Annotated in this window: 9 protein-coding genes; 2 read left to right on the top strand and 7 right to left on the bottom strand. The window is 60.5% G+C overall.

Features of this window, described 5'->3' with window-relative positions:
- Position 1: 1 nt before the first annotated feature.
- From SINAC_RS28035 to SINAC_RS28005, 7 genes are all read right to left on the bottom strand, one after another.
- Positions 2-1543, bottom strand: coding sequence for a hypothetical protein (locus SINAC_RS28035; protein WP_015248943.1), 1542 nt, complete (start codon positions 1541-1543; stop codon positions 2-4).
- On the bottom strand, positions 1540-4683 hold the full coding sequence (locus tag SINAC_RS28030) for a PVC-type heme-binding CxxCH protein (RefSeq protein WP_015248942.1): 3144 nt from the start codon (positions 4681-4683) through the stop codon (positions 1540-1542). The genes SINAC_RS28035 and SINAC_RS28030 overlap by 4 nt, the downstream gene beginning before the upstream one ends.
- A 362-nt stretch (positions 4684-5045) precedes the next feature.
- Positions 5046-6419 (bottom strand): 3-keto-disaccharide hydrolase, encoded by a 1374-nt coding sequence (locus tag SINAC_RS28025; protein ID WP_015248941.1) that lies wholly within the window; start codon positions 6417-6419, stop codon positions 5046-5048.
- A gap of 68 nt (positions 6420-6487) precedes the next feature.
- Positions 6488-7396 carry an alpha/beta hydrolase gene (locus tag SINAC_RS28020; RefSeq protein ID WP_015248940.1) on the bottom strand — a complete coding sequence of 303 codons (909 nt, stop codon included), beginning with the start codon at positions 7394-7396 and terminating at the stop codon, positions 6488-6490.
- Positions 7397-7671: 275 nt separating this feature from the next.
- Positions 7672-9090 carry a DUF1501 domain-containing protein gene (locus SINAC_RS28015; protein ID WP_020467496.1) on the bottom strand — a complete coding sequence of 473 codons (1419 nt, stop codon included), beginning with the start codon at positions 9088-9090 and terminating at the stop codon, positions 7672-7674.
- 43 nt (positions 9091-9133) lie between these two features.
- Complete coding sequence (locus SINAC_RS28010) at positions 9134-11995, bottom strand: DUF1553 domain-containing protein (RefSeq protein WP_015248938.1); 2862 nt, start codon at positions 11993-11995, stop codon at positions 9134-9136.
- A gap of 288 nt (positions 11996-12283) precedes the next feature.
- Positions 12284-13327 carry a DUF1559 domain-containing protein gene (locus SINAC_RS28005; RefSeq protein WP_015248937.1) on the bottom strand — a complete coding sequence of 348 codons (1044 nt, stop codon included), beginning with the start codon at positions 13325-13327 and terminating at the stop codon, positions 12284-12286.
- Between the two features lie 1059 nt (positions 13328-14386).
- Between SINAC_RS28005 and SINAC_RS28000 the strand changes: the two genes are divergently transcribed.
- Complete coding sequence (locus SINAC_RS28000; RefSeq protein WP_015248936.1) at positions 14387-14953, top strand: sigma-70 family RNA polymerase sigma factor; 567 nt, start codon at positions 14387-14389, stop codon at positions 14951-14953.
- Positions 14950-16407 carry a FecR domain-containing protein gene (locus SINAC_RS27995; protein ID WP_015248935.1) on the top strand — a complete coding sequence of 486 codons (1458 nt, stop codon included), beginning with the start codon at positions 14950-14952 and terminating at the stop codon, positions 16405-16407. Before SINAC_RS28000 ends, SINAC_RS27995 begins: the two co-directional genes overlap by 4 nt.
- The last annotated feature ends 71 nt before the right edge of the window (positions 16408-16478 follow it).

The following is a 16478-nucleotide window of genomic DNA, read 5'->3' as shown; positions in this document are numbered from 1 at the left end:
GTCATTGCCGCTGGGGAGCGACATCACCGTAGGGCCAGGGCTTCCCTTTGAAGAGAGGGCGGCGGGCCCGCTCGGGAACAATGCCCGGCTTGAGCTGCTTGGCAAGCTCGATGCCGGTATCCCGCATCTGGCTGCCGCCGGTAATCTCAAGGTTGCTGTAGCTCGTCAGCCTGGTTTCGTATCCGCCGCCATGCTCGTCGAACGCGTCTTCGGTCGGCACATAGCCGACGCAGCCATTGGCGAGTGAGACGGGGAACGTGAACGGGAACCCGCTCCCTTTTTTGATCTCGAGCCCGTAGCGGCAAAAGTATTCCGCAGGATTCGTGACGAAGACCGCGGGACCAACCTGAACCACCTGCACCTCCACTTCGGCCGCTGGCTCCTTCTTAAGCAAGGCGTCGAGGATCAGCGTTTCTTTGGCGAAGGTCCAATCGGTCGGATCGGCTTTCGTCCTGTCCCCCTCGATCAGGGCCAGGCTCTCCTTCACGCGCTCAGGCGCAGGCACTCGGCGCTTGATGTCCCAAACCTTGATCTTGGAAGCGACCGGGGTCAGGATGCCCGGCTCCATCGTGAGCAAGATCTTCAGCGCCTCGGCCCCAACCTTGCCGCCGACGAGCTGCGCCCACTGATCTCCGGTCGGATAAACGAACGGACTCTGGTTGTCGACCTGGGTGACGTCGCCCGACGCCCCGGCCAAGAAAACAACCACACAGTCCTTGCCGTAGTACCCTTGGATCACTTTCTCCAAGTAGTAAATATAATTGGCTGAGATCCCCCCCGGGCTCGTGGTGGCATGGCAGGAGAAATTCACGACGCAACCGAGAAGCTTACTCGGGTTGCTGGCATCCCAGGCTCCGATCACACCCACCTCGGGATCGACCGGGCCGGCCGGCTTGACGATCTCGGGGTTGCCCAACCCAGGATGCGTGACCGATCGACCATTGCGCATCAGGAAGCGCCGGTTGAACGCCACCTGGTCCTCCACCCCCTTGCCAACCCCCGCGCGGGCTTCGACGCGACGGTCGTGCGCGTCACAAATGACGTCGATCAACGCCTGCTCGACCTTGGCCAGATAGACCGGGTCGGCATTGGTCGATTGCTTATAGACGAGTTCCTGCACCAGCGGCGACGCATGATCAAACTCGCCGGGCAAGAGCCATCCGCAAGGTCCCGATGAGTGCGAGTGAGACGCACCGATCAGAATCGCATCGGCGGGAATACCCGTCTTCTCGTGAACCGCCTTACGAACCTTCAAGACGGTATCCCGGCGAATCCCAAGCGCATCAATTCCCACGACGGCCACCTTCGACCGGCCATCATCAAAGACAGAGGCACGGACCTTGCAGGGGTCATGGACCGTCTGGTGATACGCCTTGCCATAACCGCCAGGGGCCTCCATACCGATATCGGGCGTAATGTCCCGCTCGGCAAAGCCCGACTTGAAAGGCAAAGCCGAGGGGGCCTTCTCCGGTTCGGCGGCATGTCCCGCCGAACCCAGCAAGAACAGGCTCAGCGCAATCGCGCAGGTCATGATCGGTCTCATCGTGCGGGTTCCTCTTTGGGTCGATCGGATTCGCCTTCACCCTTCAAGTATGCGAGCAAGTCGGCAAATTCTTGCTTCGAGATATTCTTCTCGAGACCTTGGGGCATCAGTGACTGCTTGCTGGCCGCAAGCTCTTCAACCTCGGTGCGAAGGATCGTGTCTTCCTTGCCCAGCGGCTGGCGGAGCGTCAAACTCGTCGGCGTCTCCGAGGCAATCAGGCCGGTCAGGACACGACCGTCCTTGGTGGCCACGGTGTAGGCCGCGAAGCCTTGAGTGATCTCGTGGTCCGGCACGAGGATGTGAAGCAGGATCGCCGGCTTTTCCTGGTTACGAATCCCGAAGAGGTCGGGACCGACGGCCGAGCCTTCGCGATCCAGACGATGGCACGACGCGCATTCGCGACGGAAGACGACCAGGCCCTTGGCGGGGTTGGCCTTCAGAGTCACCGCATCCTTGAATTCGTCGTAAACCTTCGCCCGATCCCCCGCCACCGCGCCGAAGAGCGCACTTGCACGCTCGCGAATTTTCGGATCTCGACTCTGCGTGAGTTGTCGGCGACGGAGTGCGTCAATAACGCCAGGGGAGACGCGCCCCGACTCCAACGCGGTCAAGAGGCCCGGGACATGCTGCGACTGGGAGATCAAGGCAGACAGGACTTCATCACGAACCGCCGGGGTAAACGAAGCGAACCGGCTCGGTTCCAGAAGCGCCCCCACAACTCGATCATCGCGTTGCACTCCAAGGGCGCGGACCGCCGCAACCTGGATCTCCCTTGAATCTTGCCGGGCGATCAACGCCAGGAGAGTCTCGCCCGCTTGAGCGAAATCGGCGAAGGCGAGCAGGCCCACGGCGGCCTCGCGCTGATCGAGGGGCCGCGTTTGATCGAGGGCCGAGGCGTTCATGGCGGCCACAAGCTTGCGAGCCGCTCCCTCCGAGGCCTGGTCATCGGGGGCGTGACCCACGACCGAATCCAGGACGCTGCCCGTTTGACCATCCTTGAATTGCCCGCGACCGGCCTCGCAGAGGCCGGTGAGAAGCGCCGCCTGCTCGGCCGGAGAGAAGGTGGACTGGTCCGCGAGGATCGGTCGGATCAGAGCAGGCCATGACTCCTTTGCCTGGCTATCGCCAAGCAACCGTCCGAATTCCTTGAGGAGTTCGGGCGCCGGTGAGGCGCTGTCGCGAGGGCGTTGTTGCAGAGCGGTCAGGAACGGAGTTTCACGACCGGACAGCGAGCTGAAAACGACAGCCCGAAGCCAACGGTCCGACCCGTCGCGGGCCGCGATTCGAGCCAGGGCCCCGGCAATTGCGGTTGCCTCAGCGGTGGACACCGCCGGGGTGGTCCCGGCTGAAATGGCGCCCAGGGTCGTTGCGGTCTGGAAGCGGACACGCGCGTCTTTGTCGTCCGCGCAAGGCAGAACGTCAGCGACCCACCCCTTGTTCTTCGCAAGACGAGCCTCAACGAGTTGGAGGGCATGCTCCCGAACCGGTGCCGCGCGATGTTTCAGAAGGGGCCGCAATGTCTCGTCACTCAGAGCATCGAACGCATCGAGGAGATGGAGCGAGCGAACGACTGCGACTGGATCGGCCTCGGGATCAGTGAGGATTGCGCGGAGGGGTTCGACGGCCGCACTGTCTTTGCGTTCGAGGAGCAGGCGCTGGGCGGTGTCGCGTCGCCAGCCGTCTTGAATGCGGAGGGTCGCGCAGAGTTCCTGGGTCGTTGCATCCGCGAGATGGACCTTCCGCCGCGTCTTCAGCGTGTCGGGACTGAGGTCGTCGCGGACGACCCGCCAGATCCGTCCCATCCCCTTGCCCCCTTCAAAGTCGGTTCGCTTGCGAATCTCGACCGGTAAGTAGTCGGGATGCTCGATCGTCTTGCGGTACATGTCGCAAACGTAGAGTGCTCCGTCGGGGCCGCTGGCCAAGAAGACAGGTCGGCACCAGTTGTCACGACTCGCCAGGAACTCAGCCCCTTTGATCGCGGGGTAGGCGGCGAAGGTGGCCCCTTGCGGATCGAGGCGATCGACATGAACGAGGTTGCCGGTCGGGTCGCACGAGAAGACCATGCCTCGAAAGGCATCGGGCAGCCCGTTCCCGCGGAACACAGTCACCGCGCAGGCCGCCGTGAACGTCCCCGCATGAGAGTCGGCCGTCGTGACGTTGCGGCTGATCGGGAACAGCTTCGCCGCCGCGCCATGCCCCGTGAGCGGCTCGGCGACGGTCTCGGCCGGGCAGTTTTGAACCGTCCCTGAGAATGCCAGATGTGGGTTGCGTCGGAGCGTCTTCGACGAAAGCACCACATGCTGCACTTGCACTCGGTTATAGCAAATGAACCGACGACCGAACTCGTCGAACGTGATCCCAAACTGGGAACCTCCATCGGCCGCTTCACCGGCCGTCCCGTCAGGGTGGAACCGAAAGTCGGTGCGACCCAAGGCGACCGAATCCGAATCCGGGACCGAAGGTGCGTGGACCTTACCCCCTTGCAACCCACTCGTCACATAGACCCAATTGTCGATCGAGAGCGTAGGATGGCTCACGCGGAGTTGGGTCGATCCTTTCGTGTCGAAGCCGGTGAACAGGACTCGACGCTCATCGGCCTTGCCGTCGCCGTCCGTGTCACGCAAGTAGAGCACGTCAGGTGCACAGGTAACAATCAGGCCCCCGCGCCAGGGTAAGACACCATTGGGATAGGTGAGTCCCTCGGCGAATTCGGAGCGATGATCCATCGTGCCATCGCCGTCGGTATCTTCCAGGAGCGCGATCCGACCGATTGCGGGCCGGCCCTCACCGGGGCCCGTCGGATAGCCGCGATTCTCGGCCACGTAGAGCCGCCCCCGCTCGTCGAAGGCCATCGCTACCGGACTCGCAATCAGCGGCTCGCTCGCCACCAGTTCCACCCGTAGACCAGGCTGCAACTGGAACGCCTGCCGGCCCTGCTCCGGCGAAAGTGGCCCCTCAGGGGCAGGTGTTGGCGCCTCCGGCTTCGCGGTCTCTTCCTTGGGTGCTTGCGCCATCACAGCAACACTCAAGAGGAGAGCGGCCATGAGCGCCAGCGAGACATTGAGCTTCGAGCGACATACTTTGTTCAAGACACGCCAACGCCTCAGCGCTGCTGTTTCGAGATTGAGGCCAATGGTCATCCAAGGATGCTCCCGTGCGGGTGGTGGAAGGAAGGAGGATTGGAGGTCGACCGGGAGAAGGCGGGGCCTGCGATCTTTTGCATCGTATCGAGCAAGAGTTGGCCGGTGCAAGCGACTGGTCGACTCGGCTCATCAAGGGAAGGCGCGACTCATCAATCGTTCGGTATGATTCGGTGACGCCCCACCCACGGGGCGAAATCGGTGGGTGGTTGATCATCCCATGAAAATCGCCCGACCACCGCACAGGGATGGGGGCAAACCCTCACCACGAGACAGCCCCAACGCCGTTCAAGAACATTCAATGCGATTGAGATAGAATCGCTCAATCGCTCCGAAGTCTTGAACGGCGATAGGACAATGGCTCAGGGAAGCTCTCGGATCTTGATATCCTTGAATTCGACAGGTGAACCTTCAGCTTCAAGGCAGAGGTATCCCTTGGCGGGCACGGCCCCGGTGCCACCCGACACTTCCTCACCGTTCACCCAGAGGCGGACTTCACCGTTGACGGCCCGGACATAGTAATGGTTCCACTCGCCGACCCCCTTGCTCAGCTTCTTCCTAGGAAAGCTCCGGGATCCATCGGGCGAGAGCGGAGGAAAAGGCGTCAGCTTGGACGTCCCGACCGGGAAGATATCACCATTGGTCGAGAAGAAGGTTCCATCCTTGCCGGTCTGCTTCTTGTAGAGGTCGAAATAACCGTGGTCGAGCATCTGCACCTCGATCCCACCGCGAGGGAGCATCCCGGGCTTGATCCCCTCGAGAGCCGCTTCGGGGGCCCAGACGAAGATGCCTGAGTTTCCGCCCGAGCGATGATGCTTCCAACGCGCGACGAGTTCAAAATTCTCGTAGGTCTTTGCACTGCGTGTAACGCCAACCGGCAGCCCGGTGCAGAACACACCGCCATCCTTCCAGGTCCAGGTATCCGGGTCGCCGTTGACATGGGCAAAGTCGGCCTCTCCCAACGTCTTCCAACCCGGCCCCGTCCCATCCAGGAACGCTTTGGGAGCGGAGACCGGATCTTTGGAACCCGGCAAGTCTTGAATCCGAATGTTGCGCCAGCGGACTTCCATCGGCTCAACTTTATCCTTGACGCCGTGAACCTGGAGCGCGATGAAGCCGGTCGGGGTCATCGAGTCGGTCAAGTCGGCGGCCGGTACTCCGTTGAGCCAGGTCTTGATCGAGTCTCCCTTGGCCTCGATCCGAAACTTGTTCCACTCATTGTGCTTGAAGGCTTTCCGAGCAGGCTCGTTCTGTTCGAGGTTGTTCAACCAGCCTCGGCGGCTTTCGTCATAGATTCCGCCGGTCCAGGCGCGGGGCTCGGTATCGATTTCCACCTGGTAGCCGTGGACCCGGCCGGCCGGAATCTTCAGCACCTTATCGTTGACGGTGAGCTCCTGATTCACATCATTGCAATGGCTGCGAATCTGAACACCTGAGTTGAGCCCATCCTGAACCTTGAATTCCAGTTCGAGGATAAAATCGCCATGGTAGTTCGTGGTGCAGAGAAACGAGTTCGCCGTGTTGGGGACCGTGGTCCCAACGATCTCTCCGTTCTCGACCCGGTAGTTCGCCTTCCCTCCCTGCTGTAGCCAACCCGCAAGGCTCTTGCCGTTGAACAGGTCGACCCACTTCCCGTTCGGAGTCTCGGCGGCCCGTCCGCCATTGCAGAGCCCCAAAATGCCGAGCACCGCAAAGCCTACGGCTCGCCGGCCAATTCGCCTCGAGAAATTCCGCACGAATCGTTCCTTTCCAGGAGAGAGGGATTCTATTGTCAATGTCATTACTTGAAAATTTTCAGACGGCTTCAATTCCCAGGTTTGAGAACCCCGGCCGACTTCATCCAGGCTTCGGCTCGAAGGGGCCAGGACGAGACGAGATCCTGGGAGGGACGCAGGCCATAGCCGTGCCCGCCGCGCGGGTAGAGGTGCATCTCGACCGACACGTTCGCCCGTTTTAAGGCAAGGTAGTAGACGATGCTCGACTCCACCCGAACGCCATCATCCTCGGTCTGGACGAGGAACGTGGGAGGCGTTTTCGCATCGACCTTCAGCGGAGGAGCAAGCGTATCCGACTTGGTCGCCATGTAAGCCGGATAGACCAGGATGGTGAAGTTGGGACGCGCGCTGACACGATCGACCTCGTCAATGATCTCGTAGGTCTTCTGCGCAGGATCGGTGCTCAAGAGCGCAGCCAGATGCCCGCCGGCCGAGAAGCCAAGGACACCGATTCGGTCGGGGTCGACCTGCCACTCCTTGGCCCGTTGACGGATCAGGCGAAGCGCCCGCTGTGCGTCCTGAATCGGCGCCTCATGCCGTTCGCGGCCATCATGGGCCGGAACGCGGTACTTCAGCACGATGGCGGTCACCCCGAGTGTGTTGAGCCACTCCGCAACCTCGGTTCCTTCTTTGTTATAGGCGAGGATTTTGTACGCCCCGCCAGGGCAGATCAAGACCGCCGCGCCGGTGTCCAACTCGGGCTTGGGCCGGTAGACGGTGATCGTCGGCCGGGTCACGTGGGTGATCCGCACCGTCGTGTCGCCCGGCCTGAGCGGTTGCTGCTCCTCACGGTCAGCGCCATGACTCTCGCCGGGCGCACCGGACGGCCAAAGGAGAATCGGCTCTGGAGCCTTCGCTTCCTCGGCCCGAATCGCGGAAGGCAACACCATAAGCAGCGCAATCACGACCAGTCTGAAACAACGCAATGGATGGCACATCGGAGTTGTTCCTCGGCCCCAGGGGCCGGCCTGAATCCGAGGATCCGGGCCGATCCCGCGCTGGTGTGGCATGGCATGGTACGGCGTACGATCCAAACGAGGGGGCAAACCCCACTCGCCGTAGGAAGGTTCTTCGTCCGCTTGTTTTCCCATCGTTCCATGGAAAACGCAAGGGTCGAGATTCTTCGGCCGTTCCTAATTCACCGTCGCCAGCCGATCCATTCCGCTGCTCATGATCGCGTGCCAGCCATCGTCGCTCCCCAAGCGGCCCTTTCTCAGACGAGGATCTCTTCCACGACCCGACCGTGGACGTCGGTGAGGCGGAAGTTGCGGCCGCTGTATCGGTAGGTCAATTGTTCGTGGTTGAGGCCGAGCAGGTGCAAAATGGTGGCGTGAAGGTCATGCATGTGGACCCGATCCTCCACGGCCATGTGTCCGAGTTCGTCGGTGGCACCGAAGGCGAAGCCCGGCTTGACCCCGGCCCCCGCCAGCCAGACGGTAAATCCATCGGGATTGTGGTCCCGGCCCGTTCCCTTCCCCTGGGCGTAGGGGGTCCGGCCAAATTCGCTCCCCCACCAGACGAGGGTGTCATCGAGCAAGCCGCGACGCTTCAAGTCGGCCAGTAACCCGGCGATCGGTCGGTCGACGTTCTTGGCGTGAACCGCGTGCTGAGGCATATTCGAGTGCTGGTCCCAGGCGGGATTGGCCGTGCTGTCGCCGTAGGTCACCTGAATGAATCGGACCCCGGACTCGCAGAGCCGACGAGCCATCAGGCACTGCCGTCCGAAGTTGTCGGTCGCAGACTGCCCGATCCCGTAGAGATCCAAAGTCTCCTGCGACTCGCCCTTGGTGTCGAGTACGCCTGGGGCATTGTTCTGCATCCGCCAGCCCAGCTCATAGGAGGCAATGATGGCCTCCACTTCGGAGTCCCCCGGGCTCCGGCCAAGCTGCTCGGCATTCAACTCTCTGAGCAGGCCGAACTGCCTGCGCTGATCGGCCGGAGAGAGGACGGCATTCCCGAGATTACGAATCGTGGCCTGCTCGGCCGAAGCCCCCGCGCGGCCGAGCGCGGTCCCTTGATACATCGCGGGGAGAAACGCATTCCCATAATTCCGGGCTCCGCCATTGCCCGCCGAAGGGCCGATGGAGACGAATCCAGGAAGGTTTTCATTCTCTGAGCCGAGCCCGTAGAGCACCCAGGACCCCATCGAAGGACGGACCACGTTCGTGGCGCCGCAGTGGAGGAAGAGGGTCGCCGGCCCGTGCGCCACCCCCTCGGTGTGCATCGAGTGGATGAAGCAGAGATCATCCACATGCACATTGATCTCTGGGAAAAGCTCCGACGCCCACCGCCCGCTCTGGCCGTGCTGGGCGAACTTCCACAAAGGCTTCATGACACTCTGTTGCGAACCGCGCTTACCGGTATTGGCCAGAACACGGGCGTCGTCAAAGGCCAAGCTCTTGCCGTCGTTCTTCTCGAGGCTCGGTTTGTAGTCGAAGGAATCGACCTGACTGACCCCGCCTTGCATGAACAAGAAGATCATCCGCTTGGCGCGTGGCGCGAAGTGCGGGATTCGAGGGGCGAGCGGGTTGAGCGGCGCAGCGGCGGCACGCTCCGCGGCGAGCCCTGCCAGGGCCAGGTAGCCGAACCCACAGGCAGAGTTGCGCAACATCTCACGACGGCTGATCGGCATATCCACGTCATCCACCTCCAACGGGCGATGGAGCAAGTCCTGATTAGTTCACGTAACGAAAGTCGACGGAGGCGAACACGGCCTGAAAGAGCAAGGCCCACGCCCCCTCATCGTCCGGTTTCCCTTCCCTCGTATTCTGAGCAAGGAAGGAAAGGCCGATCCGTCGCTCGGACGCCGCCGGCCTTCGCCCCAGGGCAAGCTGGTAGATCCGGTCGATCCGACCACCATCGTCCAGCCCGGGCCGGGCCAAGAGTCGATGGGCCGCTTGCTTCGACTGCTCGAGCACGAACGGGTGATTCAGCAAGAACAAGGCCTGAGGAGCAACCGTGCTCACATTCCGCCGGCCAACGACCATACTCGGGTCGGCGAAATCAAACACCTCAAAGAGCTCGGGCAGCGCATTCCGAAACACGGGTGAATACACGCTTCGACGTTTTTCCAGATGCGTGTACCCATAGTCCGTGGCGAGATCCGAGCGAAACGACAAACCCTTCATTTGCGGATCAAGCGTTCCGCTCACGCTGAGGATCGTGTCCTGAATGCACTCAGCGTCGAGCCGGCGACGGCTCATCTTCCAGAGAAGGCGGTTTTCCGGGTCGGCGGCTCGAGCCTGGGGGTCGTCCACCGAGGAGAGGCGATAGGTCCGGGACAGGACGATCCGGCGGATGAGCGTTTTGACCGACCATCCCTCCTCCATGAATTGGAGAGCGAGGTGGTCGAGCAGTTCGGGATGAGACGGTGTCTCCCCGGTGGTGCCAAAGTTGTCGGTCGTTCGCACGAGCCCCGTGCCGAAAAGCCAGTGCCAAACACGGTTGACGTAGACGCGAGCGGTGAGCGGGTTCCGTTCGTCGGCCAGCCAGTCGGCGAGCTCGCGCCGGCCACTCTCGTGGCTTGGCATCGTCGGAGGCTTGCCGTAAGTCGCCACGGTGAGCACCCCGCGAGGCGCAGGCTCACCCAAGGTGTGGACGCTCCCCCGGACATGGACCCGAATGTCCTCGATCTCGGGGACTTCCTCCACCCCCATGAAGAGTTCCCGCGTCGGCCCATCGGCCTTCAGCCGCTTGAGTTCCTTCTCCAACTTCGCGACAAGCGTAGCGTTCTCTTGTGCCCCCGTATCGACTGGCTTTGCCTTACCGGCCACGACTTGTGCAGCCCCATCACCCGCCTCGTGCGGAATAAAGAGAACGGCATCGGCCGTGACGTAGCCGGTCGTCCCTTCATTGGAGATCATCACATAGCCCTGGCCGTTGCTCTCAAACTGATAGCGTCCAAGCGACACGTAGCGGCCATCGATCGGTGGAGGTGCCGACATGTCCACGTGGACCATCGTGTCACCATCGGCACTCAGAATGGCGACGGGCACCGCTTTCGACCGCCCCTTGCCGGGGGAATAAGCCAGCCAGACCTCATAAGCCCCCGCAGCCTTCAACTCGGGCAAAAAGGTGAGGGTTTTCTCACCTTTACCCGTATCCATGTCGTGAAGATAGCCCTTGGCAATATAAAACTGCGAGTGCTGCGACTCCTTCCACTCGCCAACTTTCTTGGCTTGCCCATCGTCAACCACCACGCCCGGCAATTCGCTGACAGCGAACACCTGCTTGGGGACATTCCCCTTGGCCGTTCCCACCTTGCCACGCGCGGCCTTGATTTGGGCCTCAAGGGACGCAACTCGCTGCTCATGATTCTTGAGGATTTTTTCGCGTTCGCCAACGACCGGTAAGGGGCGTTCGAGCCATGCCGAGACGTTGGCATGCTCCAGCGTCTTCGTATTCCGCAAGATGCCGGCCATGGCGTAGTAGTCGCGGGTCGGGATCGGGTCGAACTTGTGGTCGTGACAACGCGCACAGCCAATCGTCTGGCCGAGAAACGCCTTACCGATGGTGTCGATCTGCTCGTCCACAACGTCCATGACGAGTTGCGGCTTATCCTGCTCTTCGAGGTTCGTGTTGCCGAGGCTGAGGAACGAGGTTGCGACCAACTTCTCGCGGCGATCATCAAGATTCGCCGAGGGAAGCAAGTCGCCAGCCACCTGCTCGCGAATGAAGCGGTCGTAGGGCATGTCATTGTTGAACGAATCGATCACGAAGTCGCGAAACCGCCAGGCCTGCTTGAAGACCAGGCCGCGAAGCGTGAGCGACTCGGCATAACGGACGACGTCGAGCCAATGCCGGCCCCACCGCTCACCGAAATGAGGAGACGAAAGAAGCCGATCCACGAGCATCTCGTAGGCCATCGGAGACGTTTCATTGACGAACGCATCAACTTCTTCCGGCGTGGGGGGCAGGCCAATGAGGTCAAAATAGAGCCGACGCGCCAGCGTGGCCCGATCGGCGTCTCGGACCGGCTTGATGTCGCTTGACTCGAGCGCGGCCAGGATGAACCGGTCGAGCTCACCACGAGGCCAGGCGAGGTCGGCGACTTCGGGAGCAGCAACCCGGCGCGGAGGCTGATACGCCCAGAACGAACGCCCCTTCTCGACCGTCATCCCAGTCAGTGCCTTGGCCTTGGCTTTACTCCTCTCGAGGCGCGGGTCGGGCAACCCGATCTTGATCCAGCGCTCGAAGTCAGCCACAATCGCTGAGGACAGCTTCGACTTCGGCGGCATCGCGATCCCGTCGTGCCGCAGGGCGTCCAGCAAGGGACTCTCCTCAGGCTTCCCCGGAACCACCGCCGGCCCTGAGTCTCCACCGGCCAAAAGCCCGGCCCGAGAGTCGACGCGAAGCCCCCCTTTAAGCGCCTTGGCGTCGGCCGAGTGGCAGCTATAGCACTCTTTCACCAGGACAGGTCGGATCTTTTGCTCGAAGAACGTGACGCCATCGGGGTCTGCAAACGCTTCCGCGCAAGAGGGAGAAATGAGCGTCGCGATCAGACTGATGATTCCGATGTATCGACCCAATGATTGCATACCTTAGCACCTTCTTCGGCGGGCTTCCGGCACAGGTCCGATGGGATTCAACCCTTCCTCAGTATAGAGCCAAGGCGCGGAGAATCGGACAAAGAAACTTCTCCCGATCCGGCCTTCGATCAACCACCATGAGACAATTCCGCGAACGCAATACCTGAACACTTGACCCGCTTCGATCATGCATAACGTTCCGCTGATCGTCAAGTCGGTGTAAAATGCGTCGGGCCTCCGCGGAACCACAGTCTGGTTCCGGGAGGCCCGACATACTTCATTGGTCAAGGAAAGCGGTCAATAGCTGTCCGAACTGACCACTTCACCCGAGTCACGAGTCGCAATCGAGATCCAGGTTTGTGGACTGACGCTGTCCTTGATGAACCGGACAGAACCGTCAATGAAGCCCGCATTCACTCCTCCCGAATGGTACGAGCTCGCGGTCACAAGTGTGACTTCTTTGATTCCACCATTAGGGTTACCGTCGTGGTTTGAGAAGTAGCACGACTTTTTGTTCGGCGTGTTGATGTGACTGTAACCGCCACCAACACCGCACGACTGGTACATATAGGAGTAACCCTTGGTAGTCATTGAGGATTTTGTCGTGGAGTTCTGGCACTGCTGACTGAGGGCTTGAACACTCGCGAGCACACTCACAGTCGGCGCCGGCGGCGAGGTACCGACGGTGTATGAGACTGGAACGATATAAATCATATTCACACCATCAACCAAGGAATTCTTCCCCCGCACCGTCTCGCTGAAGATCACGGTGTTCGACGTTCCGTCGCGAATCGACGCGAGAGTAACCGTCTGATTGATCACATTGCCAGGGCTCAGGCTATAGGCAGGCCCATCGAACCGACTCCCGTTGAAGTTGAGGAGCGTCCCGAGATTATTGGTATAACTATTCTCAGCAAAATTCACGGCGGTGTTCGCCGCCGTGGCCCGGTTGATCTTATTCGCATCTGAAGGACAGATGAACGAGGAGATGGTGGCAACCGTCGCGGTAATATTTTGGGCGTTATTGTACCAAAACGTCATGTTGATCGAATTGAAAACCGTCTGCTGTTCCATGTACGGCAGAAGCCTTGGCTTCATGGCAAGGTCATTCATGTAAGGATTTGGCAAAATCGATTGGTTGGTGCCGGTCGGAGGGAGCGCTTCATTCGAGTCAACGTAGTTCTGAATCGCGAGACCGAGCTGCTTGAGATTGTTGACGCACTGCGAGCGCCTCGCCGCCTCACGTGCAGCCTGCACCGCTGGCAGCAAAAGTGCAATCAAGACCGCGATAATGGCGATCACAACCAAGAGCTCGATCAGTGTGAACCCACGACGTCGCATTGTCTACTCTCCTCTTTTTTGCGGGATGAATGGAAAATGGCAAGAGAAGTTGGTACAGAACCTCTTCACTCCCAAGCGATCCCCCGTTTCGGAATCGCTCACGAAAGATCTCATCCGTCTCGTCGGCGTCGTCGAGAGGGCGTGGTATTCCATTTCTGTCGCGGCGCGACGGCGACCGATCGCGGCTTGAGGCTCGCTGACCTCAGGTGGGCCTCTGAATCGACCGCGATAAGCCGATTCAAAGGTTCCGAGGCCAATCAGTCTCCGGCACGCAGGCCTCGGTAATGATGCTCCGATGGCCCTCCCACGGCCGCACCTCTCCGCTCCGGCGCAACGGCCAAGTTCAGAACGAGGCGATACGCAAAGTCGACGACATGCGGTCCACACAGACCATCAGGCACTTGGTTTGACCCTCGTTTCTTTCGCCTGCTTCGCCTGTTCAGTCGCCTTCAACTCATCGGCGATGTTTTGCTTATCCTGAGGAGTGAGTTCCCCCCTCCCCTGTTCTCCACCACAACCGCTTGTCAACAGAACGAGGCCAAAGACAGAATTCAAAAGGAAGGTTGAAACCGCAACACGGCGAAAGCAACGATGATTCACGTTCAATCCTCTCTGAAAATCAATACGACACGAAAAAAGATGAAAAACGCGGTTGGGCACCACTTGAAAACGACGATCGGTCTTCGCAAATCAAGGGGTCGGAGAATTCGCCAAGCAACCAATTCGCGCACCCTTGACGATAGAAAACGACGAACGCTTATGCCGAGAGATCTCGTTGCCTCGACCTGCCATGGCTCGCTTCTCCTCAACCCCGGGAAAAGCGCAAACCTTCGACTCAGGCTCGTCGTCTTTTGCGAGCGTTCTTATTGACGCGGATTATTGCGAAGAGGGAACTCGTAGTAGTAAGAGCGGAATCGGCAGAAATCGGACACATAAATTTCAGGTTTTTTTAACTCACAAGTGACTATGATGTTAGGCAAACCAGGCGTGGTCTTCTGAGCGAAGATGTGTCCAATTCATCTGCCTCTGTGCCTTGAGTTCCAGGAGAGTGGTTGCACGATGAATCCCCATGAGATCGCATCCTGCGACGATTCGCACACGGCTTCCTCAGAGCGGGTCGACGAGTTTGTCCGCCTGCTTGGCCAAAATCAACGGCGGATTTTTGTCTTTGTGATGAGCATGGTTCCCAACTTGAACGATGCTGAGGAGATCATTCAGGAGACGAACCTCTTGCTCTGGCGCGAGTTCGACCACTTTCAGTCGGGCACCAACTTTGCCGCCTGGGCTTGCCGGGTTGCATTGAACCAGACGATGGCCTGGCGAAAGCGGAAGCGGCGCGACCGGCTTGAATTCACTCCAGCCTTTTTGGAGGCCGTCGCCGCCGAATCGACGGCCGAGTTCGACCTGTTGGAAGAACGGTCGCGGGCGCTGGCCCAATGCATCGAGAAGCTTCCCGAAAAGCACCGTCAATTACTTCGCACGAGGTACGGGGAACAACAAGGTGTCGAAGTGATCGGTCAAGAGCTTGGCCGGACAGCCGCAGCCGTCTATCGTTCGCTGAGCCGGATTCGCCACACGCTGCACGATTGTGTCACGCATGCCATTTCGCAAGGACAACGGATATGAACGGGCGTTGGGACGAACTTCAAGAGCTTTGCGAAATAGCCATTGAGGGGCAATTGACCGTCGACTCTGCGGCTCGGCTCGAATCACTGGTCTTGAGCGATCCCGCCGCGCGCCGGTTTTACGTTCAGTACCTCCACCAACATGCCTCTCTTCACTGGGCTGCGGCCGAGCCCGCATTTATGCCCGCGACCTTGCCACTTGTTGGGGAAAACAGCTCAACCTCGAAAATCAGCGAGGAAGTTCCACGCCGGGGCCTCTGGCAAACAACACGGATTGCCGGCCTGGCAGCCGCCGCCTTATTGTTAGGGGTCGGGATTGGCTGGTATCCCTGGCGAGTTCGGCCACCACTTACAGTGGCCACTCTCGCCGAGGCAAAAGCCTGCAAGTGGGACGGCGGCTCACTGCCGACCGTGCCAGGGGCAAAACTGCCGGCCGGTCGGTTACGATTGGCGGAGGGCCTCGCCAAAATCACCTTTGCCAACGGGGCGGAAATCACCCTGGAGGCACCCGCGGACTTGGAGTTGGTCTCGCCGAAACACTGCGTCCTGCACGCGGGGCGACTGGTCGCCAAGGTGCCCCCGAACGCGATCGGCTTCACGGTGAAGACGCCCACCGCCCTGATCGAGGATCTTGGGACGGCCTTCGGCGTCAACGTGCTCAAAGGCAAGTCGGCCGACGTCCAGGTCTTTGAGGGACTCGTTGACGTTCACCACGTCGGGTCAGGCCGCCTTGCGCACATGAGGACCGGAGAGAACCTTCGCTTCTCACCCAACTCCTTTGCGAAATTCAACCCGATGGCCGAGCGCCCTTCAGCCGATCGCGACGTGAAATGGAGCGACGCCGCGACGCGATTGCTTCAGATCTCCACAGCGACCGGGCAAGGGAAGGACGCCTACATCCGGCGACCGATCCCGATGGGGAATGGCCCCGAAGCATTGCTTCTGGTCAAGAACACAGTCCAGGACGATTACGCGAGAAAGGCTTATCTCGGAATGGACCTCGCGCCCATCGCCGGCCTCAAAGTTGTTGACGCGACGCTCAGCCTCACGTTTGCGCCAAGTGAGTTAGGGTTCGCATCCGAAGTACCCGACGCAACGTTCGGGGTCTACGGCCTGACCGATGAATCGCTCGACGGCTGGGGAGAGGATTCCATTCGCTGGGACAACGCACCGGCCAACCTCCCAGGAGGAGCTGCGCTCGACCTCGACAAGGTCGTCCCGCTCGGTCAGTTTGAGATCATGCAAGGTGTGCTCAGCGGCACCCGTTCCATCTCGGGACAAGCCTTGGCCGACTTCCTAAACCAGGACACCAACGGCATGGCTACGCTCATCATCATCCGCGAAACGAAGGGGAGCGGTCGCATGGACCTGGTCCACGGTTTCGCCGGCAAGCACCACCCCCAACTCCTGCCTCCGACGCTCAAACTCACGGCGGTGCCACGGCCAAAACCATAAGGGATTGCATGGAGGAAAATTCCCCTACGCCCGACACTCCGTTGTGTCGGGCGGCACGCCAGCGGAATCGA

It is taken from the genome of Singulisphaera acidiphila DSM 18658 (genome assembly GCF_000242455.2).
GTDB classification, from domain to species: Bacteria; Planctomycetota; Planctomycetia; order Isosphaerales; family Isosphaeraceae; genus Singulisphaera; species Singulisphaera acidiphila.
The sequence above is the reverse complement of the archived record's forward strand: the minus strand, read 5'-3'. Positions and strand labels throughout refer to the sequence as shown.